Annotated in this window: 9 protein-coding genes; 2 read left to right on the top strand and 7 right to left on the bottom strand. The window is 72.2% G+C overall.

The window, feature by feature from the left end; genetic code table 11:
• The first annotated feature begins 199 nt into the window (after positions 1-199).
• Positions 200-5,098 (top strand): type I polyketide synthase, encoded by a 4,899-nt coding sequence (locus tag Q1N79_RS14955; RefSeq protein WP_300609510.1) that lies wholly within the window; start codon positions 200-202, stop codon positions 5,096-5,098.
• A complete protein-coding gene (locus tag Q1N79_RS14950) occupies positions 5,091-8,888 on the top strand; it encodes an SDR family oxidoreductase (RefSeq protein WP_300609508.1) in 3,798 nt (1,265 codons plus the stop codon). Before Q1N79_RS14955 ends, Q1N79_RS14950 begins: the two co-directional genes overlap by 8 nt.
• Positions 8,889-8,990: 102 nt before the next feature.
• Here Q1N79_RS14950 and Q1N79_RS14945 read toward each other — a convergent pair whose 3' ends face one another.
• From Q1N79_RS14945 to Q1N79_RS14915, 7 genes are all read right to left on the bottom strand, one after another.
• Positions 8,991-11,366, bottom strand: coding sequence for a lantibiotic dehydratase (locus Q1N79_RS14945; protein ID WP_300609506.1), 2,376 nt, complete (start codon positions 11,364-11,366; stop codon positions 8,991-8,993).
• On the bottom strand, positions 11,363-13,642 hold the full coding sequence (locus Q1N79_RS14940; protein WP_300609504.1) for a lantibiotic dehydratase: 2,280 nt from the start codon (positions 13,640-13,642) through the stop codon (positions 11,363-11,365). The genes Q1N79_RS14945 and Q1N79_RS14940 overlap by 4 nt, the downstream gene beginning before the upstream one ends.
• Before the next feature lie 15 nt (positions 13,643-13,657).
• Positions 13,658-17,137, bottom strand: coding sequence for a condensation domain-containing protein (locus tag Q1N79_RS14935; RefSeq protein ID WP_300609547.1), 3,480 nt, complete (start codon positions 17,135-17,137; stop codon positions 13,658-13,660).
• A 2-nt stretch (positions 17,138-17,139) separates the two neighbouring features.
• On the bottom strand, positions 17,140-18,537 hold the full coding sequence (locus tag Q1N79_RS14930; protein ID WP_300609502.1) for a hypothetical protein: 1,398 nt from the start codon (positions 18,535-18,537) through the stop codon (positions 17,140-17,142).
• A 129-nt stretch (positions 18,538-18,666) separates the two neighbouring features.
• On the bottom strand, positions 18,667-19,347 hold the full coding sequence (locus tag Q1N79_RS14925) for a DNA-binding response regulator (RefSeq protein WP_300609500.1): 681 nt from the start codon (positions 19,345-19,347) through the stop codon (positions 18,667-18,669).
• 144 nt (positions 19,348-19,491) lie between these two features.
• The gene (locus Q1N79_RS14920) at positions 19,492-21,228 is read right to left on the bottom strand and encodes a 2-isopropylmalate synthase (RefSeq protein WP_300609498.1); all 1,737 of its coding nucleotides are present in this window, start codon (positions 21,226-21,228) and stop codon (positions 19,492-19,494) included.
• A 1,088-nt stretch (positions 21,229-22,316) separates the two neighbouring features.
• On the bottom strand, positions 22,317-22,596 hold a 280-nt coding region (locus Q1N79_RS14915; protein ID WP_300609496.1), incomplete at its 5' end, for an amidohydrolase family protein.

Here is a 22,596-nt window from a genome sequence, read left to right as displayed (position 1 = left end):
ATGATCCTGGGTCCTGAGGCCGCGTCGTAGCCCTCGCGGCTGGCAGCTAGCGGACGGCATGTTCCTGCCAGCGGGGGTGGCTGGACGCCAGCGCTCCGGCTGACTTGCAATGAAGTGACCACTCCCACAGGCGGTGCCCGGCCGCGCCCCGCGGCGGCATCGCCGATTCCCCGCTGCCGTGGTCTGTGAGGAAGAGAGGATGGCCGGACAGCCGATGCGGGACCATGACATAGCCGTCATTTCGATGACCGGGCGCTTCCCCGGGGCCGCGGACGTGGCAGGCTTCTGGGAGAACCTCGAAAACGGCGTGGAGTCGATCGCGCAGATCACCCCTGAGGACATCAAGCGGGCCGGCCGCTATAGCATACTGTCCCTGCATCCGGACTACGTCTGGCGACGCCCGGTGCTTGACGACATCAGGGGCTTCGACGCCGCGCTGTTCGGTTTCAGCCCGCGCGAGGCTATGATCGCCGACCCGCAGCTGCGCATCTTCCTGGAGTGCGCGTATGAGGTCCTCGACATCGCCGGGTACGGCAGGGCCGACGGCCGCGGCCGAGTCGGCATCTTCGCAGGCAACAACATCAGCATGTACCTGCAGGAACAGATGAACTCCCCGGAGATCCTACTCAAGGTCGACCAGCACGAGACCGTCGTGGGCAATGACAAGGACGCGCTGACCACGGTAGTGGCCTACCGGCTGAACCTGACCGGCCCGGCCGTGTCCGTGCAGACGTTCTGCTCCACGTCCGCGGTGGCCATCCACCTGGCCTGCCAGAGCCTGCGGCACGGCGAGTGCGAGATGGCGCTGGCCGGCGGCGTGTGCGTCCGGGTACCGGACCGGGTCGGGTACATCTACACCGAAGGGGGCATGACGTCGCCTGACGGGAGCGTCCGGACCTTCGACGAGAAGGGCCGGGGCGGCGTCTTCGGCGACGGGTCCGCGATCGTCCTGCTCAAGCCGCTGCGCCGCGCGATCGCTGACCGGGACACGATCCTGGGGGTGATCCGGGGCTCGGCGATAAACAACGACGGCGCCTCGAAGTTCAGCTACACCGCGCCGAGCGTGGTCGGCCAGGCCACGGCCGTGGCGGCCGCCCTGGCTGACGCCGGGGTCGCACCGCGGGAGATCTCCTACGTGGAGGCGCACGGGACCGCCACCGAACTGGGCGACCCGATCGAGGTGGCGGCGCTGACCCGGGCGTTCCGCGAGGCGGAGCTGGCCCGCAGCGGCGCCGAGCTGCGCGACCGCCAGTACTGCGCGATCGGGTCGGTCAAGACAAACGTCGGCCACCTCGACCGGGCCGCGACCGTCGCCGGGTTCATCAAGGTCATCGAGGCGATGCGACATGAGCTGATCCCGCGGTCACTGAACTTCGAGACACCCAATCCCGAGATCGACTTCGCCCATAGTCCGTTCTTCGTCGCGGGCCGAGCGGTGCCCTGGCCGCGCCAGGCAGGCCAGCCAAGGCTGGCCGGGGTCAACGGCCTCGGCATGGGCGGCACGAACGTGCACATCGTGGTGCAGGAAGCACCGGACCCGCAGCCCCGCCCCGCCGCCGCGCGTTCCTGGCACGTCTTGCCGGTCTCGGGACAAACGGAACAGGCCGCCGTCGACTACTGCGAGCGGATGGCGGAGCATCTGGCCAGCGACACGGGGCGGCGGCAGGACCTAGCGGATATCGCGTTCACGCTGCAAGTCGGGCGCGGCCTCTACCCGCACCGCAGGGCCGTAGTCGCCAGCTGCACCGGGGACGCCGCGGCCGCGTTCGCCGCGACCGGCGATGGCACCGCGAACCTGCTCGCCCGCCGTGACCCGATGAAGGGACGCCGCAGCGCCTTCCTGTTCGCAGGCGTCGGTGAGCACTACGCCGGGATGGCCGGCGATCTCTACCGGACCGAGCCGTCATTCCGTCGTTACCTGGACGCGGGCCAGGCGCTGCTGTCCGAGTTTTCCGGCATCGACGTCGTCGCGCCGCTGACCTCCGCCCGCGCTGCCGCGGCCGGCGGGCTGGCCGCGCTGATGGGACGTGCCTGCGACTGCGCCCCGGGCCCGCTCAGCAGCACGGCGGTCGCCCAGCCGGCCGTCTTCCTCGCCGAGTACGCCCTGGCCCAGACCCTCATCGACTGGGGGATCAAGCCCGCCCTCGTGCTCGGCTACAGCGTCGGGGAGTATGTCGCCGCATGCCTGGCGGGCGTGCTGTCTGCGTCCGACGCGATCCGGCTCGTCGCGTACCGCGCGCGGCTCATCGAGGGCCTGCCCGGCGGGTCGATGCTCGCCGTCGCGCGTACCAGGGAGGAGCTGTCGGCGCTCGTCCCCGACCTCGCTGCCCGCGGCATCGACCTGTCCGCGGTTGTCTCCGGTCACACGGTCGTCGGCGGCCCGGAGGCGGCGATCACCGAGCTTGCTGGGATGCTCCGCGAGAGCCACAGGATCGCCTGCCGCGAGATCGACACCACGCACGCCTTCCACACCCGCATGCTCGAGCCGGCGGCCGCCGAGCTGACCCGGTGGATCTCGGCCAACATCACGCTGCATCCGCCTTCGCTGCCTTACGTGTCCAACGTCACCGGGGAGCTGGCCACCGGCGAGCTCGTCACCGATCCCGGCTACTGGGCGGCGCACATGTGCCGGCCGGTGCAGTTCGCCGACGCGCTGGCGACCGCGCTCGGCCGGGCCGATCACGTGCTCGTCGAGGTGGGACCGGGTAAGTCGCTGGGCGCGATGGCCCGTTCCCACCCGGCCTGCGACCGTTCCCGGTGGCCGCTCGTCCTCGCCACGATGCCCGGCGCGGCGGACGAGGCGACGGGTGACAGAACCCTCGCCGGGTTCTTGGCAGAAGCATGGCTGACCGGAGTCAGCATCGACTGGAACGCCTACCACCGGGGAGGCGGCGACTGGACGCCGGGCCGGGTGCCGCTGCCCGGCTACCCATTCCAGCATCAGCCGTACTGGCTGACCAAGGACGCGCTGCCCGACGTGCCGCTGCCGGATTACTACATGAACGACGAGGTCCTTGCCGGGATCGATTTCTACGGCGGGGTCGATCCCAGCAGGGGGGGCGACGGCCCGGTCTCCGTCCCGGCAGCCAGCACCGGCGCGGACGGCGGCTCAGGCGAGTCCGACCTTGAGGCGCTGTACAACGAGTACGAGACCAAGCCGCTGCTGCCTGAGCATCAGTGGCTGAACATGTGCGTGTGGCGCGAGCGGGCGCCGCGCCCCCCGATGGCCGATCCTGGCCGGCACTGGGTGGTGTTCACCGAGACGGGGACGGCCGACCAGATCGCCGGGCCGCTGGCGGCCGAACTCGCCGCCGCCGGCCGCGACGTCGTCCTGGTGCGGCCAGGCAACGGGTTCTCGGCCGAAGACGGGTGCTACCGGATCCGCCCCGGCAACATCGAGGACACCGCGGAGCTGTTCAGCGCGCTCAAGCGCGACGGCCGTGTCCCGGACCGGGTGGTGCACCTGTGGACGCTGGCGCAGGCGACCGCCGAGGACACCGTCCGGCTGGGCCTGCACACCCTGGTCGCGGTCGCCCGCGCCGCGCACGAGATCGGCTTCGGCGAGTGGAAGCTCGACGTCGTGACGGCCGGCACGTTCCAGGTGACCGGCGAGGAGACGATTGTCCCGGCCAGATCCACGGTGTTCGGCCCCTGCACGATCCTGCCCGTCGAGTACCCGGGCGCGGCGATCCGCGTCGTGGACCTGGTCCACGACGCGGCGCCGTCGGTCGGCGACGTGCTGGCGGAACTGCGCGGCGATCCGGCGAACCAGTTCGTGGCGCTGCGCGGCGGGCGGCGCTGGTCGCCGGAGTTCGACGTCCTTGAGCTGCCACAGGACGAGGAGCCGCCCGCCGGGCCGGACGCCGCGAGGTTCCGCGACGGCGGCGTGTACCTCATCACCGGCGGCCTCGGCGGGGTCGGCCTCGGGCTCGCCGAGCGGATCGCCGCCGCGCACAGCGGCGTGCGCCTGGTGCTGTTCGGCCGGACGTCCGTGCCGCCGCGGGCGCAGTGGGATGCGATCCTCACCGACCCCGCCGCCACGGCCGAGGTGCGGCGCCGCATCGAGGGCCTGCTTGCGCTGGAAGCGAAGGGTGCCCACGTCGACGTCGTGGCCGGGGACGTCGCCCTTGTGGCGGACGTGCGCCGCGCGGTGCGCCGCGCGCACGAACGCTTCGGCGGTCTGCACGGCGTGCTGCACGCCGCCGGGGTGCCGGCCATGGGCATGATGCAGTTCAAGACCATCGCCGACGTCGACCGGGTGCTCGCGCCCAAGGTCGCCGGGACACTCGCGATCGCGGAGGCGATCGGCGACGCGCCGCTGGACTTCCTTGTGCTGTTCTCCTCGGTTGCCTCCTGGACCGGTGCCCTGGGCCAGGCCGACTACTCGGCGGCCAACTCGTTCCTCGACACGTTCGCCCGCAGCGGCGCGCTTCCCCAGGCGAGGGTGGTGTCCATCGGATGGGGTGAATGGACGTGGAACGGCTGGACCGAGGGGCTGGACGGCTACGAGCCGGTGCTGCGCCAGTTCTACACGCACCACCGCGAGGTCTTCGGCATCTCCTTCGACGCCGGCTGGCGCTGCCTGACCCGGATTCTCGCCCGCCAGGAACCCTACCTCGTGGTGAACACGCAGGACTTCTCCGACGCCGTCGCGGGCAGCCGCAGCTACACCCTGCACGACATCCAGGAGGGCGCGCGCCGTGGCCGCGGCGACTCGCGGCATCCGCGTCCGGAGCTGTCGACGCCGTACGTCGCGCCGTCGACCGAAGCGGAGACGCGGGTCGCCGAGATCTGGGGTGACTGGCTGGGTGTGGATCAGGTTGGCGTCCTCGACAACTTCTTCGAGCTCGGCGGCAACTCCCTGATCGGCGTCAGCATCATCCACGCTGTCCGGCAGGCACTCGACATCGACCATATCCCGGCGCACGTGCTGTACCAGGCGCCGACGGTGTCCGCGCTCGCCGCGGCGGTGACCGGCGGCGCGCCCGCGGAGCGCGCTGTTCCAGGGGAAGAGGAAGAGGACGACCGGGCCGGCCTGCGCCAGCAACGGCTGGCACGCCGCCGCGCGAGCATGCGGGGAGGAGACAGCGATGCCTGAGGTGGACTACGACTCGGCGATCGCCGTGGTCGGCATGGCCGGCCGGTTCCCTGGCGCGGACAGCGTGGAAGAGCTGTGGGACAACCTGCTCGCGGGCCGGCTCGGCCTGCGGCAGCTCAGCGAGGACGAGCTGATCGCGGCGGGGGTCAGGCCGGCCCAGCTGGCCGACCCTGACTACGTGCGCACGTCCGGACCTGTCAACGGCTACGACATGTTCGACGCGGGCATGTTCGGCCTTACCCGCCGCGAGGCCGAGGTGATGGATCCCCAGCACCGGTTGTTTCTTGAGACCTGCTTTCACGCGCTGGAGAACGCCGGGTACCCGGCGATGGAGATGACGCAGAAGGTTGGCGTCTTCGCCGGCTGCGGGTTCCCCGACTACATGTGGAACGTCGCCGTCGACACGATGGCGGAGGCCGGCGGCGCGCTGATGATGGCGATCGGAAACGAGCGCGACTCGCTGGCGTCCCTGGTTTCCTACAAGCTGAACCTGCGCGGCCCGAGCATCACCGTGCAGACGTTCTGCTCGACCGCCCTCACCGCCGTGCACCTGGCCGCGCAGGCGCTGCTGAACTTCGAGTGCGAGGTCGCTCTCGCGGGCGGGGTCTTCGTGCCGCTACCGCAAGGCGTCGGCTACGCCTTCGAGGAGGGCAGCATCCTGTCGCCCGATGGCCGGGTCCGGGCCTTCGACGCCGCCGCGCGGGGCAGCGTCATGGGAAGCGGCGTCTCGGTGGTGACGCTCAAGCGCCTTGGCGACGCTCTCGCCGACGGCGACTGCGTCAACGCCGTCATCCTGGGGTCGGCGGCCAACAACGACGGCAGCGCGTGCGCCGGCTACACCGCGCCAGGCGTTACCGGCCAGGCCGCGGTGATCGCCGACGCGCTCACGTTCGCCGGGGTCAAGCCGGAGACGATCGACTACGTCGAATGCCACGGTACGGGGACCATGCTCGGCGACTCGATCGAGATAGCGGCCATGTCACGGGTGTTCCCCGACCGGCCGGGCAATCCCGTGGTGCTCGGCTCGCTCAAGTCGAGCATCGGGCACCTGGACCGGGCAGCCGGCACCTGCAGCATGATCCGGGCGATCCTGGCCCTCCGGCATCGGGTGCTGCCGGCCACGCCCAACTACGAGACCCCGAACGAGGCCCTCGCGGCGGCGCGGGACAAGTTCACCGTCCTGAGCGAGCACCGGCCGTGGACCGCCGGGCCGGGACCGCGCCGGGCCGGCGTGAGCGCGTTCGGCCTCGGCGGCTCCAATGTTCATGTCGTGCTCGAAGAACCGCCTGCCGCGGCAGAGCCGGCCGGCCGGCCGGGACCGCACCTGCTGGTGATCTCTGGCCGGGACCAGACCGCGCTCGGCGAGGCGACAGAGAACCTGCTGCGGCACCTCGACCGGCATCCGGAGCTGAGCATCGCCGACGTCGCCTACACGCTCCAGCAGTCGCGCTCGTACTTCCCTGTCCGGCGGGCCGTCGTCTGCGACGATGCCGATGACGCGCGCCGCGCGCTCGGCGAGCCGCGCCGCTGGCTGACCGCGCGGACGCAACTGCGGGATCCGCTCGTGGAACTGGTGCTGGCAGACCCTCCCGCGGACCCGGCATGGGCCGCGCTGGTCGCGGACGCGGCGGCCCGTGTCGCGGGCACCGGCCCGGCGGAAGACGGCCCGGCCGGGCTTGCCCTCGCGGTCGCGGTCGCGTTGCGCACACTCGGCGTGCGGGTCGGCACGGTGACAGGATCGGGCCCGATGGCGGACGCGGCCGCCCGGGTGGCCGCCGAACTCGGGACGGTCGGCGAGCCCTGCAAGGCGCGGCTTGAGATCGGCCAGGACGCGGACGGGCCGGCGGAGCACTGGCTGGCCCGGGCGGTCGCTCGGCTGTGGCTGGCCGGGGCGCAGATTCGCTGGGAAGAACTGCACCAGGGCAGCCCGTGCCGGCTTCCGCTGCCCCCTTACCCCTTCCAGCGACGCCGGTACTGGGTCGACGGCACGGCACGCACGGCCGGCCCGCCCGCCGCGGTCGCCGACGGCCGGGCCGGCGACCTGGACCGCTGGACCTATCTGCCAGCCTGGACCTCGCTCCCGGTACCGATCTACGACCGGGCGGAGGAGATCCGCGCCGCCAGCCCCTGGCTCGTGCTGGCGGCCGAGGCACGCGCGGAGGCGACGGCGGCCCGCCTCCGCCAGGCCGGCGCGGAGGTGATCCTGGCCCGCCCGGGGACGGCCTTCGCGGCCGTCGGCGGCGGCGACTTCCTGGTCCGGCCGGGTTCCGCCGAGGACATGCTGGACCTGCTGTCCGAGGCCGCAGTGACACCGCGCACGGTGATCCACGCGTTCTCCCTCGGCGCCGGGGACAGCCACACGCTCGGCTACGACTGCGCGCTAGCGGTCATCGGCGCGTACGCCGCCGCGGCCCCCGATCTCAGCCTCAGCCTGGTGGCGGTCACCGAGGGTGCCGTGGGCGTCGCGGGCGCGGCGCCGGCCCGTCCCGAGCAGGCCGCGCTCGCCGGGCTGCTGCCGGTGCTGGCGCAGGAGAACCCCGGCTGGATCTGCCGGCATGTCGATGTCGGGGCGGACGCCACCGCACGGGCCGACGCGGCGGCGGCGGAGGCGATCATCGCGGAAGCGCTCACCGTCTTCACCGGCCCGGTCGCTCTGCGCGGGGCAGTCCGCTGGTCCCGGGCCTTCTGGCATCTGCCGCTGCCCACGGCAGACGGCGCACTGCGACCCGGCTCGCCGGTCCTCATCACCGGCGGTCTCGGCTATGTGGGCCTGCTCCTGGCCAGGCACCTGGCGGTCACCAGGAAGTGCCGGGTGCTGCTGACATCCCGTACCCCGCTTCCGCCGCGGCCGGAGTGGGAGGCGCACGCCGCAGGATCGTCGCGGACGGCGAGCATGACGGCCGCGCTGCTCGACCTGGAGCGGCTCGGCGCCGAGGTCGTCCCCGTCACCGCCGACGTATGTGACCTGGCGCAGATGCGTGCCACCGTGGCCATGGCCGACGAGCGGTTCGGCGGGCTCGACCTCGTCGTGCACGCGGCCGGCATCTCCGATCCCAGCGGGTTCGGCCCAGCGCACATGATCAGCGCGGAGGGATGCAGGCAGCACTTCGAGGCGAAGGTCAAAGGCTTCGACACGCTCCGGCAGGCGCTCGCCGGGCGCGACGTGCCCGGGATCACGCTGTCGTCGCTGTCGGCGGTTCTCGGCGGCATCTCGCTCGGCGCCTACGCCGCGGCGAACGCGGCACTGGACGCGCGGGTGACCGCCGCCCGCGCGGCCGACGGGCTGCGCTGGATCACCGTGGACTGGGACACCTGGGGTAGGGAGGCGGGTCCTGACGCGCCCCCGCCCGGCGCGTTCGACATGGCCCCGGCAGAGGCGGTCGAGATATTCGAGCGCGCGGTGGGCGTCATCGACCGGGTCGGTCACCTGGTGATCTCGACCGGCTCCCTGGAGGGCCGGTTCCGGCAATGGGTGGTCGACCGCGGCGGCGGCACGGATCTCGCCGACGACGAGGATGTCGAGCGTGACCCGCGGCCGGACATCGCGACGCCCTATGTCCAGCCGGCCGAGGGAACCGAGCAGGCGCTCGCCGAGATCTGGGCCCGGGTGCTGCGGCTGGAGATGGTCGGGGCCGAGGACGACTTCTTCGGGCTCGGCGGTAACTCGGTCCTGGCCATCGAGGTGGTCGCGCGAATCCGCAAGGAGCTCAAGATCCCCGTGCCGACATCGGCCGTCCTTGGCTACCCGACCGTCCGCGGGCTTGCCGGGCAGATCGACGCGCTGGCGTAATCGGACCCCGACCCGCCGCCGTGGCCCGCGACGTTCGCGGCATCCCCGTCAGTTCCGCGCCGACCGTCACCGGCTAGCCGTGACGGTTACCCGGCCGACGCGCTAGGCCCCGCGGTCTACGATGGCGAACCGGAGCTCGCTGGTACACCGCCCGCCGCCCGGGCCGTGCGGCAGCCACAGTTCGCCGGGTCCCGGATACATCTCGCTGATCGTACACATCGCCTGGGCCTGCTCTCCCGCCGGGCAGCGCGCCACGCTGGCCAGCATGTTCACCAGCAGCGGGCTCGTCAGGTCGATGTAGAAGGGCTTCGGCTGCCAGGGGAGCCGGACGAACACGTGATCGGGCAGCCCCAGCTCGTGGGCCCACCGGCGCGCGCCGCGGAACCGGTCCGCCTCGTCCGATATGCCCGGCCAGGCAAGGTCCACGGCCGGGACCTGCCACTGTTCCCTGGCGAAGACGAAGCGATCGATGGCGACCCGCGGCTGGTGCGGTGCCGGCGCCATCGGCCGGAACTGGTTGGGCAAACCGTCGATGAGGAACTCGCCGAGCAGCGCGAGCGCGGGCCAGCGCCGGCCGGCGTCGTCCTCGTCCTCGATCCACAAGGTCCCGTCCTGGCCCCTGACGACCAGCAGGTCCGAGGCCGCTATCACCATCCCGGCCATCCCCGCCCGCGGCGGCGCCGCCGACATCTGCACGTACTCCAACCCCGGGCTGATCAGGAACGGCGGGGGGTAGTTCCGGCCTGAGACCCCGGGAAATGCCAGCGAATAGGACGGGATCAGCCACCGTCCGCGGGAAGCCTCCTGGTCAGCCATCGCCTGCATACGGTCCCGGTCAGGGTGTGAGACCACGAAGACGGGCTGGTTGAGGGTGATCGCGCCGCAGTGCATCTCGCCGAGCACCCAGGTGTAATCCCCGCGGCAGATCGACTCGACGTCGGCGGCGGCGATCAGGATGTCCGGGCAGTGGAACCGGCCAGACAGCCAGGGGGCGCTGGCGGCCGCGAACTCCTGGCGGACCGCGCCGGCGATGTCCACGGCGCGGACACGGTGCCTGGCCGCGCCGGGCGGGACACCCAGGATCGCCGCCCAGCGCCGCTGGAACTCCGCGACGAGAGGGGTGGCCTCCGCCGCGACCGCGCGGGCCGCGCACCTGGGCAGGAACTCGGCGAGCACCGCCCCCAGGCCAACGCCCCGGGTACCCGGGCGGACTAGGCCATCGAAGATCTCGCCGGCTATCTGCAGGTAGCGCGCCGCGATCTGGCCGGTCAGCCACCGGGACGAGGCGAGCAGGAGGTCGAGCGGGCCGGCCAGGTCGGCGAGCAGCGAAGGTTGCAGGGAGATCGACAGCGTGCTCCGGCAGTCCTCCAGCATCAGCCCGCGCCCTGCGCCCTCGCTGGCCTCCAGGGTCCGGTAGGCGGGCAGCCCGGTGGCGTCCGTGAACCGGCGCTCCAGATCGGCGAAGGCGGGGCCGAGCTGACCGGGACCCGCGTTGCGCACCCGGTCCGCCGCGGCCAGGATGCCGTCGAGGACGGTCAGGTGCTGATCCCGCACGCCCGCGTCGGGGAGGCACGCGAGCTGGTCGCGCAGCTGCCTGTCGGCGTCCATGTCGAGCGGCACCCCGAACCCGGCCCGGACATACCCAGCGCGCTCGAGGGCGGCCAGGTGGCGCTCGACGTCGTCGGCTGACGCGATGCCGGGCGTGCCGCCGGCGACCAGCCGTCCGGCGATCTCGCTGACCGTGCTGTGCCCGTCGCAGGCGGCCAGCACGTCGGACCGGGGCCGCGGCATCGTGAACCAGCCGCGCAGCGGAGTGCGCACCCGCCCGTCCCGGACCCTGAGAGTCGGGCTGACGACCGGCCTGAGCCACGGACGTGTCAGCGGGTCCGCGGCGAACCGCTCGGCGAGCGCCTGCACGGCCCAGGTCTCGACGTGCGCCCGGCGGGCGGCTATCTCGCCGTGGAAGCCCGTCGCTGACGCGGCAGGCGCCGCCGCGCCGTGTCCCGGGCCCGGGCCAGGGGCCGATCCGCCGGCCGCCCAGCGCGCCCAGCCGACCGGGCCGAAGAAGCCGACCGACTCGTTCCTGGCGTGGTAGCGCTGGACGTACTTGGTCAGGACCGTCTCGCGATGGCGCTGCTTCGCGTTGCGGGCGCCCCCGGCCCGCCGCACTGCCAGGAAACGATCGAGGACTTCGACGTTCAGCTCCCGGTTCTGCCAGACCATCGCCGCCCGGAAGGAGTCGCCCTGGACGATGTCCGCGAGCGCCGCGTTCGAGTCCTCGATGGCGGCCTGGTAGGCCGCGCGGAACGCGGGATCGCCGGCGCCGGCGCCGGCGTCGGCACTGGCCGCCAGCGCGGGCCTGCCGAGGCCGAGCAGGTCGCCGGCCGGGAACCCGGCTGCCCGCACCGCCATGTCGCGCCATACCCACCAGGGACCGGCCAGGTGCACGGTCAGCGGGTCGGTTCCGTTCTCGGTCATGGGGCCTCTGGCGGGGTCGTGTCGGCGACCGTCAGCCGCAGCTCACTGGTGTAGCGCCTGCCCTCGGCGTCAGGAAGCCAGAGCTCACCGGGGCCGGGGTACATCTCGGTGAAGACGATCGTGGCGCAGGCGGCGCGGCGCAGTTCGCGTACGAAGACGGCGGCGAGCGGCGGGCTGTGCAGGTCGAGGTAGACCGGCTTGACCCCGGGCGCGTGCCGCCAGAATGTGTGCCGCGGCAGCCCGCGGGCGACCGCGAGCTGCCGCAGGCCGGCAAAGGCGGCCGCCTCCGGCAGCGCCGCCAGCGGCGTGAACTCCGCCACCGGGATCCGCCAGGTCTCCCGGGCGATCACCAGCCGGTCGACGGTTACCCGCGGCGTGTGCGGGCAGGCGGGCATCGGCCGGAACCGGCTGGCGACCGCATAGCTCACGTACTCGCCGAGGGCGTGCAGCAGCCGGTGGCGGCTGCCGTCGGGCAGCAGGACCTGGAGCCGGCCGCCTTGCGGCGTGACCATGGCCGATCCGGTGGGCACCCGCGTACCGGGCACTGCCCGCTCGCCGATCCGTTCGCCGAAGGACAGGTAGGTGTAGGCGGCGGAGAACCCGTCCGGCGGCGGATAGTTCCAGCCGCTGATCAGATCGGGCGTGCCCCGCACGTGCAGCGGCACGAAACGCGGCTGTCCGTCGACCAGCGCCAGTTCGGCGCACCGGCGGGCGAGGTCCTGGTCCGGGGCGAAATCGAGGAACGTCCGGCTGTCGATGGTGACCATCCCGATGTGCAGCTCGCCGAGGACGAACTCGAAGTCGCCGGCCTCGATCGCGACCGGGCCCGCGGCCGCGATCATGATGTCCGGACTGTGATGACGACCGGCCGCGTACCCGGGGGCAGGGCCGTCGAACTCGCGGCGGACCGCCGCGGCCAGCGAGGCGGCGCTCCGCGCGACCCGGGCCGCGGCCAGGTCGGGGCCGAGCACGCGAAGCCATCGCCTGGACAGCTCATCGACGAGCTCGTCCAGCCATGTCCCTGGCCGGGTGAGCGCGGCCAGGCGGCTGATCAAAGCGTTGAGCGGCACCGCGTCGTCCGCGTAAAGCGGCGCCAGTTCCCGGTGAACCTTCGCCGCGACGTTCTCGAATTCCTGCCCGGCCTGCCGGGCGAGCCATCGCGCGCTCGACAGAACCAGGGCAAGCGGCGTGGTCAGCTCGTCGGCTAGCGCCGGACCCAGCGTGATCTGGATGTCCCGGCCGCCCTGCATCGCCAGCGGGCGCCTGCCGGACGCGAATTCGTCCCTGCGTCGTGTCGCGGCCTTTCCCGAGAGCCGGGAGAACAGCTCGTCGACGTCTGCGAGGGCGGCTTCCAGCGCCGGCGCCGTGCGGGCCGCCCGCACTGCGGCGCGGGCGGCCTCCAGTGCCGCGAGCGCCGCGAGTGACCGCGCGACCGCGGGCCCGGGCGCCAGCGCCCCGAGCGCGTGCGCCAGCGCCTGCTCTGGCTCCATCTCCGGCGGTATGTCAAAGGCGCGGGTAACCAGGCCGTCCGCGATCAGCGGGGCCAGGCTGTCCGCCACGTGCCGCGCGGGCCAGCCGAGCTCGGCCGCGATGTCCTGCGCTGTCCGCCGCCCGTCGATCAGGGCGACGACGCCGGCTTCCGCGGCCCGCAGCCGCCGCATGCCGCCGTCGGGCAGCATGAGCACCCGGCCCAGCCGGGTGACGCCGAACGCGAGTGCGGGCGGAAGCTGCCCGGCGATCTCGGCCTCCGTGGCGAATGCGCGGCCCAGCTCGTCGATCGCCCAGTCTTCGAAGTACACCAGCTCACGGCCCCGCACCGCGGGTCCCGGCCGGGCATCGATCCGGGAGCCGGCCGCGCGGAACGTGCCCCAGGCCACCGGGCCGAAGAACCCCACGGACTCGTTCTTCGCGTGATAGCGCTGCAGGTACTTGACGACGGTGTGCTCGCTGGCGCGGCGGCGGGCATTGCGCCGGCCGGCGCTGGCCGGGCCGGCCCGCAGCCAGTCCACCGACAGTTCCAGAACCCGCGGGTTCTGCCACAGCAGCGCCTGCCGTACCCCGTCCGATCCGGCCAGCCGGAGGGCTCTGTCCAGGCCGGCGGCCATCGACCGTTCCCAGTCGAACCCCGGCAGGTCAGCGAGGCTGGCGGCGGGATCGCTCAGCGCCTCGGTCAGCGCGGCGAACGGGAAGCCGGCGCTGCGCAGCACAAAATGCCGCCACAGTACCCAGCCGCCGAACGGCAGCCGTTCGCGACCCGTGCCCTTCTGGCCGGTCATCGGGGCTCCCGTCGGCTACTCATCCGGCCGCGCCTGCGCCGCCCGCCTGCCGCGCGCCGCCAGCCGGCGGGACCGCTCGCCAACCCGGGACATGCGGGATGTGTCAGCCTGGACGGGCGCCACGGCCAGCCGGGACAGGCTCCGCGCCATCGCACGCACGCTTGGGTTCTCATAAAGCGCCAGCAGCGGGACCTGATCGCCGAGCTCGCGCCTGATCGCCGAGTGCAGCCGCAGCATGCTCAGCGAGGTGCCGCCCAGGTCGAAGAAGCTCGCGGTCACGTCAACCCGCTCGATGCCGAGCACCACCGACCAGAGCCGCGCGAGCCGGCCTTCCAGCGAGCCGGCCGCCCCGGCGGCATCGGCCCGTGCCGCCCGCGCCGCGGTCGCGGCCGGGAGTGCGGCGCGGTCGATCTTCCCGTTGGGGGTCAGCGGGAGTCGGTCCACGCGGATGATGCGCTCAGGGACCAGCGGGGCCGGCAGGAGTGCCGCCAGCCGCGCGCGTATCGTCGCGGGCACCGGGTCGGGACCCACCACGTAGCTGGCCAGCGCCGGGCCGTCGGGGCCGGTCCAGGGCACGGTCACCGAGGCGCTCACGCCAGGAACGGAGGCGAGGGCACGGTCGGTCTCGGCCGGGTGAACGCGGAAGCCCCTGACGCTGACTACGCCGTCCGCACGGCCCAGGAAAGCGACGCTGCCGTCGGTCTGATAGCGCCCCAGGTCCCCGGTGACGAAGCGCCTGATGCCGGGCAGCCGATCACAGCTCAAGAGCTGGCCGTTCTGGGCCGGCTGGCCCGCCGCCGGCGCGGGTGTGGCCCCCCCGCCGGGCCTGATTTCGTCCGCCAGGTGCCTGCTGCGGACCACGATGCTGCCTGCCTCGCCTATTCCGCATAGCTCGCCCGCCGCGTCGAGGACGAGCAGCTGGCTTCCCGGCGCGCCGGCGCCCAGCGCCGGCGGCCGGCCGACCAGCAGCCGGCGCCGCGAGACGAGCTGGGGCGTCTCGGTGGTCCCGTACCCGTTGAGCAGCACCGCGCCCGGTGCGACCGCGGTCATCCGCTCGACGTCGGCGGTGCTGACCGCGTCGCCGGCCAGGCAGGCCAGGCGAAGGCCGGGTAGCGGCACGCCCTGGGCCGCGAGCAGCCGGGCGAGCGGCGGGGTCAGGTTCACGACGCTGATCCGCTCACCCCGCAGCCAGCGGGCGAGCTCGTCCGGCGCGCGGAAGACTTCCGGCGCCGGGATGCAGAGCGTTCCGCCGTTCCACAGCGGCAGCAGCACGTCGCGGAAGACCGGGTCGTGGGCGAGCCCGGCGAGCAGCGCGAACCGGTCGCGCGGGCCGAGCCGGTATTCCGCGCTGTACCAGTGCAGGAAGTGCTCTACGGCGCGAAGGCCGCCGCGGACGACCGTCGGCTCTCCGCCGGATCCCGAGGTGAAGGCCAGGTAACCGGGTCCCTCATCCGCCGTCGCGGTAAGGCCTCCCGACGTCCGCGCCAGCAGCGCGGTCCCGTGATCGAACCGGATCAGCGTCCGCGCCGGCAGACCCGGGTCCTGCGCCCCGCAGCTTACCAGGCACTGCGCCTGCCCCGCGTCCATGTACCGGACCAGCCGCGCGGCGGGATACGCGGGATCGAGCATCAGCAGCCTGGCCCCGGACGCCAGGACCCCGAGCATGGCCGTCACGGTGGCCGCGTCGCGCGCCCCGTGCACCGCGACCGTGTGCCCGGGCCCGGCGCCGGCCGTGCGCAGCACGCCCGCGAGCGCGCGGACGGCCACCCGGAGCTGGGTGAAGCTGGTCTGGCCGTCCGCGTCGCGCAGCGCGGCGGATCCCCCGCGCGAGCGCGCCACGGAAAGGAGCCTTCTCGCCAGCGCCGCAGGCGGCGGAGTGTCGAGAGGATCGCCGGGGTCGGGCAGCAGCGCCGCCCGCCGCGTAGCGCGGCCGTGCCGGCGAAGCGGGGTGGCCGGGGCGGCGACCACCGCGGCGAGCAGCGTCAGGTACTGCTCGAGCACTTCGGCCGCGGCGTCGTCCGAGCAGGCCGCCACATCGTAGACAAGCTCGACGCGAATGTCCGCGTCGTGTTCCGTGACGTAGACGTTCAGGTCGAACAGGGCAGGCGGTGCCGGGACGTCCGGCAGGGTCGCCGTGAGCCCGGTCATCTCCGGCGGCCTGATCGCATCGCCGAGATAGTTGAACCAGGCACGGAAGACAGGCGTGCCGCGCCCCTGCCCGGCCGCGGCCCCGTCGGCGAGCGCGTCGAACGGCCCCGCGTCCAGGACCGCGTCCACGACGTCCGAGCGGACCCGGTCGACCAGCGCGGCGAACGAGGGACGGCCGGACAGGTCCGCCCGGATCAGGCAGGTGTCGACGAAGAACCCGGCGATGCCGCCGGCCTGCCACTGCTCGCGCCTGCTCACCGGGAAGCCGACGCAGACGTCGTCCGAGCCGGACCAGCGGGCCGCGACGTCGGCGAAGCCGGCCAGCATGACGACGAACGCGGTCGTCCGGTGCCGGCTCGCGCAGGCCCGCACGGACTCGGTGAGCCGACCGCCCAGCCAGCCACAGCAGCGGGCTCCGGACCCGGTGCAGGCGCCCGGATCCGGGCCCTCGAGGGCGAGCGGCCGGTCCTGGTAGCCGTCCAGCTTCCTGATCTGGCGGTCTCGCCGCCGCGCTGGCAGGTCCGCGGCGCGGGCCGCGTGCCACGCGGCGAGATCCCCGTAAGCCGCGGTCAGCGGCGTGAGCGCCGCGGGAACCCCGGCCAGCGCCGCGTTGTAGAGCTGGCCGAGCTCGGCCAGCAGGATCCGCTGCGAATCCCCGTCCGTGGCGATGTGGTGGACGGCGAGCACGAGCCAGTGCCGGGCGGTTCCCAGGCACAGCAGCAGGACCCGGACCGGGATCTGCGTGCTGAGCGCGAACGGGCGGCGAAGGAATTCCGCCGCCCGTTCCCGGGCATGCTGCTCGTCCGCCACGGACTCGGCGTCGATCCGGACGGGGCCGGGATCGAGTACCCGGCAGACGGCCCTGGCGCCGGAGTCGTCCACGACGGTCCGCAGCGGCTCATGCCGGGCCACCAGGCCGGACAAGGCGGCGGACAGCGCGTCCACGTCGAGTTTCCCCGCCAGGTTCACGATCGTGGCGACCGTATACCGCGGCTGATCCGGGTAGAGCTGGCTGATCAGCCACAGCCGCTCCTGGCCGGGAGTCAGCGGGTGCGTCGCCGGGTCGGCGCGGGGCCCGGCAGCCGGCGCCGGCTGCCGCTGTGCCTGCACGAAGTCGGCGAACGCCGCGAAGGCCGGGTACTCGAACAGCGCGCGGGGCGGGACGGCGATGCCGGCTCGCCTGGCGACCCGGAGCGCGACGAGCGCGGCCGCGACCGAATCTCCCCCGAGGGCGAAGAAATCGTCTTCCGGGCCGAAGTGGCTGAGCCTGAGGGCGGCGGCCCAGGCACCGCGAACGATGTCGGCGGTGTGCGCCGGATCGAGCGCGGCCTCTCCTCGCGCTGGCATCGTCACGTCAGCCGCCTGACCTGGCGGGCGCCAGGCCGCCAGGGCGAGAGCCCCCCGCCCTCGGTGACCGGTGTGCTTGACCACGGCAGGCCGGAAAGGACGGTCAGCGTCGCGGCCCACCGCCGGAGCAGGCTGCTGACCGTCCGCGCGTCCGCGACGCCGCCGTCGGCCAGCGCGCCCACGGTCAGCGCGGCGGGCGGGGCCGATGTCATCGGCGGTGGGTCCTCAAGCAGGTAGAAGTCGATGTCCGCGCCGGTAGGACAGACGGAGACCGCGGCCCGGCTGACCACAGCGGTGCCGAGCCGGTACTGCCCGCCCGGCGGGCCGCCGCTCAGTTCCCTGGGCAGGTAGACAAGCGCGCAGGTCGGCCCCGCCTGGTGCGCGTCCGCCGCGGTGGCGGCGAGCAGTTCGCCCGGCACACGCTGCGCGGCGAGCGCGGCGAATATCTCGCCGCGCAGCGCGGTCAGGTATTCGTGAACGGTTCCCCGGCGTGCCGGAAGCCGGATGGCGGCGTCGGTGGCAAACCAGCCGACGGCCTCCTGCTCGGCTACGGTCTCCCGGCCAGCCAGCGTCGTGAGCAGCGCGAACGGCTGATCTCGGGTATCGGCGACGTCGTCGGCGACACCGAGCACCAAGGCCATCGCGGCGACCGCGAGGACCGATCCGCGTGACTGGCGCACTCGTGCCCGCAGTGCCGCGGCGACTGGGTCCTCCAGCGCCAGGAACTGCTCGTGCACATCACCGGGGCGATCCTCGTCTGGGTCCGGGTGAATCGGCCACCGCCACCGCGCGTCAGCGAGGTGGCGCCGCCGCTCGGTCACGACCGTAGTGCCTTCGGAACCGGCGAGCCAGTCCTGCCGCTCGCGCCAGACCGCGGCGTAGCCGTCGGGTTCGCGGGAATCCCGCGCGCTCCCGGCTCCGAACAGGTCGCCGATGATCAGGTTCGCCGACCAGCTGTCGCCCACCAACTGATCGACGGTCAGGACGAGCAGGTGGTGGTCGTCCTCGGGGGACAAGAGCATGCCGCGGACCAGGGGATGCTCGCCACGGAAGAACGGGCGCCGCCCCTCGAAGTCAGCGATCTGGATGGCGGCCCGCCAGCGGGACGCGGCGTCGGGGCCAGTGACGGCCTGCCTGCGCAGTTCCGTCGACCCGCCGGCCAGGCGGTGCGTCCCGTGGCCGGTGAACATGCTGCCCAGCGCGGGCCGCCGGGCGATGAGACCGTCCAGTCGGGCGCGCAGTTCCGCCTCGTCCACGGGCCCGCGGATCTCGGCTGCGACGCTCAGGCAGTGACGCAGCCGCCCGGCCGGGCCGCGGTTGGCGATCCTGCGAATCCGTTCGCACTGCGCGACACTATTGGGCAGCTCTGGACTTGCTTCCAGCCGCGCCGCATTGTCCATCCTCGCCTTCCGGAAACGTGCAAGGAAACCTTTGCTTATCATCTCCGTTCCCGCGGCCAGTGCCCACGTCTCAATTGAGTAACTCAGGGACAGCGGGGAGCGCTTCATTTGTCTGTAATGCGAAAAGGTCTATCGACTTGCTGGCGCTATGGCCGCCAACGGGACCGCCGGCAGGGTAGCGTTCTCGTATACCAGGCCGAGTTCGATCGCGAGCCTGGTCAGGTCCGCTTTATTGCCCGACCCCACTTTCTGGCGGACCCGCTGGACATAGGTGTCAACGGTTGCCTTCGTGAGCCTCAGCTTGGCGCCGATCTGCTTGTGGGTCAGGCCCTGCGCCACCATGATCAGCACGTCGCGCTCGCGCGGGGTCAGGCCCTCCACCTGGGCGGGGGCGAGCCGGGCGGCCTCCTGTCCGACACGGTCGAACAGCAGCCCTTCGAATGGGCTGCCGAGGTAGATCCCGCCGAATCCCACCGCACTGACCGCGTCAGCCAGGATCGCGGCACGGGCGTTCTTGCTGATGAACCCGCGCACGCCTTGCCGCAGCGCGCAGCGCACCGAGTCGACGTGGGTGCACGCCGAGATGATCATCACCGCGTAGGGCTTGGGCGCGTGGGCCACCTGGCCGAGTCCGGCGTCCGGGTCGCAGAAGGGGTCCACGAGCAGGACGACCGGATGGGCCTGCGACGGCAACTCCGCTACCTGGTGGTAGACGCCGAGGACATCAAAAGGGTCGTTCTCGCGCAAGACCTCTATCGCCCCGCGCATGGCAAGCGAACTGTCGTCGATGATCGCGACCGCGGTCGTCATTCGCGCACCTCACAGCCTCTGTGGAGCCGGTTCGGGACTCCCGCGCCCGCCAGCGCGGGTGATGCTGGGGCCGGTCGCCAGGGGTTCGCGTTAGGTCCTTTCGCCGCTCGGACGCGTGATCGCTGGCCGTCGCCTGCCCTGCGGCTAGCCAGGCACCGATTCCGCGTCAGCGGGGCGGCCGACGGACCTGGCGGCGATCCGGTTGACGGCCGAGGTGATCGCGCGCGCCACTGCCATCGTGGCCGAGCAGTCGATGCCGGCCCCGTAGGCGCTGCCGGCCGGCAGCGTAACCCGGGCGTACGCGGCGGTACGAACCAGGTCGCCGTGCCCTTCGACAGGATGCGCGCTGACGTTGCCGATGGCCACCGGGTAGCCGGTATCGGCCAGGATCTGGGCGTACGCGGCGGCAGCGGTGCCGGCGGCGGCGGACCGCACGGCCTGCTGCCCGCTGGGGAGGCGCAGCCGGACCTCGACCTGCACCTGGCCGTCCCGCTCAAGCTCGCGCAACTCCTCAAGGACGAGCCCCCCGGCGGGGTCGATGTATTCACGCCGGAAAATCTCCCAGAGCTGCCGGGAGTTGATCTCGGCACCGGACTCGTCGGCCGTTTCCTGTACGGCCTTCGCCAGGTCGACGCGCATCGCACGGGGCAGGTTGAGGCCGCGGGAACTCAGCAGGACATGCGCGATGCCGCCCTTCCCCGACTGGCTGTTGACCCGGACCACGGTTTCGTAGTCCCGCCCCACGTCGCGGGGATCTATGGGCAGGTAGGGAACCTGCCATGGGAGGCTGCCCGGGGCTACGCCTGACGTTGACGCGCGGTCCGCCAATGCCGCAAGGCCCTTCGCGATGCCGTCTTGGTGCTGCCCGGAGAATGCCGTGTACACCAGGTCGCCGGCATAAGGGTGCCGCGCGTGCACCGGCATCTGGTTGCAGAATTCGACGGTCCGCCGGATCGCGTCGATATCCGAGAAGTCGAGCTGCGGGTCGACCCCGTGGCTGAACAGGTTCAGCGCCAGCGTAGCGAGGCAGACGTTGCCGGTCCGCTCCCCGCTGCCGAACAGGGTCCCTTCCACCCGGTCGGCGCCAGCCATGAGGGCAAGCTCGGCCGCGGCGACGGCCCCGCCCCGGTCGTTGTGCGGGTGCACCGACAAGATGACCGAGGCACGCCTGTCGAGGTGGCGGTGCATCCACTCGATCTGATCCGCGTAGACGTTCGGCGAGTGTGTCTCCACCGTCGATGGCAGGTTCACCGTCACCGGGCGCTCGGGGCATGCCTCCCAGGCGGAGGTGACCGCGTTGGTGACGTCGAGCGCGAAATCGGGCTCTGTGACGTTGAATGTCTCCGGAGAGTACTCGAACCGCAGCCGTGACCCTGGCATGGCGTCGCCGAGCCTGGCCACGCGCTCGGCCGCGTCCACAGTGAATGTGCGCAGCTCCCCGGCGGACATCCCCAGGACGACGTCACGCCACAGGCACGACGTCGCCAGGCACAGGTGGACGATCGCCCGGCTCGCGCCGCTGATGGCCTCGAACGTCCGGTCGATCAGCTCGGCCCGCGCCGGGGTGAAGACCGAGATCGTCACGTCATCGGGCACCTGGCCTTCCCGCACCAGGCCGCGTATGAACGCGAAGTCCGCCTCGCTCGCCGCCGGGTACCCGACCTCGATCTCCTTGAACCCCATCCGGACGAGCAGGTCGAACATGGCCAGCTTTCGCCGCGGGTCCATCGGGGCCGGCAGTGCCTGGTTCCCGTCACGCAGGTCAACCGAGCACCACAGCGGCGGGAAGTCCACGCTTCGATCGGGCCAGCTCCGGCTGAACGGCTCCCCCGGGACCTGCGGGACCCGCGGGTCCGTCCGCGTGTAGCGCCAGACCGGCATCGAGGATGCCCGCTGCGGATTCCAGCCGGGCTGCCCGCGCCGGCCTGGTCCGCACGGCGTCCTGAGCCGTGCCAAAGGCAATTCAGTACCAGACATATCAGCGACCTCTTCATGATGAGACTGAGCACTAATTAGGCGCAGCTTTCAGCATAAAGCTGGTATGTGTAGCAGACTCTCACGCTCGCTTAACAAGCAAGTTAGGAGCGCTTATCTCGCTAAAGGTACTTAACACTAAGATAGACGTTAGCAAGCATGTCATGATTGTGCAATGGTGATTTCGTCGGCAGCACCGTCCTAATGAGAAGCCCGCGGGCCAAGGAGGATCGCGGGCCGGTGCGCGGCGACGATACCGGACCGCTCTGGTCCCGCTTACAGTGGACGTATACGGCAGTTGTACATCGTTACCGTGGCGTCTCGTCGGCGTAGGCGTGCCATCGCTGATGGGCTTGCTGAGCGCCGTACTGGTGGCGGCGGCGCCACAGCGCCCAGGCATCGCGGTAGGGCTTATCGCGGCGGGGCTCGGGAATGACGGTCCCGCGGAGCTGCCTGAGCGGCTCAGGTACGGTGACGGGGATCAGCTTGAGCCTGGCGGTGCTGGCGTCTGCGGCTCGCTGCCAGGCGGCGGCGACGGTGAGGAAGGCGTAGGCGAGCAGGCTGATCGCTGTCCAGCGGTGCCAGGAGGTCCAGGCGGTGACCTGACCGCTGTCGAGCCGGGTGACTTGCCTGGACTGCTGGTGGTCTTCCGCGGTGGCGCCGGAGCAGCAGGACGGCGTGCCCGTCAGCCTGGCCTTCGGGGGTGTCGTCGGGGGTGACCTCGATCATGGCCCAGTGGTAGTCCTTGGCTCCCTTGGTGGCCGATCCGGTGCGCATCCGCTGCCACATGCCGGGCTTGACCAGGCTGGATGCTGCTTTCACGGTGAGGCGGCGGCCGGAGGGCAGGGTCACCGCGTGATTGGAGCGGACGGGGGGCACGTAGCCGGTGCCGCGTGTGGCTCGAGGGTCACCGGCCCGGCGGCGTGCAGGATCCGGCGGACGGCCAGGGCCGACGGGGCGTGCAGCCCGGCCTGCCCATCGTCGGCAGGCAAGACCTACACAGATGCGGGCAGCCAGCCCCACGGGTGCGTTCCCCACCCCGGAGAGAACTCCTCGCCCGCCTTCAGCGTGTAGACAGGGACCAGTCCATATCCGCCCCGGAACACCTGCCCGGTGGTGTCAGTGAACGTGAAGTCGCCCTCAGCAACGTCGATGATGCTCAGGTCGGCGTCCCGCCCGACCGCGATAGCCCCGAGTTCGTCTTGCTGGCTGAGCGCCCTGGCCGCACTAGAGGTGGTTGCCTTGACCACGTCAGCCAGCGTGTAGCCAATCGAC

This window comes from Trebonia sp. (assembly GCF_030042015.1).
In the GTDB taxonomy this organism is placed as follows: domain Bacteria; phylum Actinomycetota; class Actinomycetes; order Streptosporangiales; family Streptosporangiaceae; genus Trebonia.
Note: the sequence above shows the minus strand (reverse complement) of the source record. Positions and strands in the feature narration are given on the sequence as shown.

Excerpts from the sequence above, each read along its gene's own strand:
- Q1N79_RS14955 (WP_300609510.1), top strand. The coding sequence starts at position 200 with ATGGCCGGACAGCCGATGCGGGACCATGACATAGCCGTCATTTCGATG.
- Q1N79_RS14950 (WP_300609508.1), top strand. The coding sequence starts at position 5,091 with ATGCCTGAGGTGGACTACGACTCGGCGATCGCCGTGGTCGGCATGGCC.
- Q1N79_RS14945 (WP_300609506.1), bottom strand. The coding sequence starts at position 11,366 with ATGACCGAGAACGGAACCGACCCGCTGACCGTGCACCTGGCCGGTCCC.
- Q1N79_RS14940 (WP_300609504.1), bottom strand. The coding sequence starts at position 13,642 with ATGACCGGCCAGAAGGGCACGGGTCGCGAACGGCTGCCGTTCGGCGGC.
- Q1N79_RS14935 (WP_300609547.1), bottom strand. The coding sequence starts at position 17,137 with ATGCCAGCGCGAGGAGAGGCCGCGCTCGATCCGGCGCACACCGCCGAC.
- Q1N79_RS14930 (WP_300609502.1), bottom strand. The coding sequence starts at position 18,537 with ATGGACAATGCGGCGCGGCTGGAAGCAAGTCCAGAGCTGCCCAATAGT.
- Q1N79_RS14925 (WP_300609500.1), bottom strand. The coding sequence starts at position 19,347 with ATGACGACCGCGGTCGCGATCATCGACGACAGTTCGCTTGCCATGCGC.
- Q1N79_RS14920 (WP_300609498.1), bottom strand. The coding sequence starts at position 21,228 with ATGCCGGTCTGGCGCTACACGCGGACGGACCCGCGGGTCCCGCAGGTC.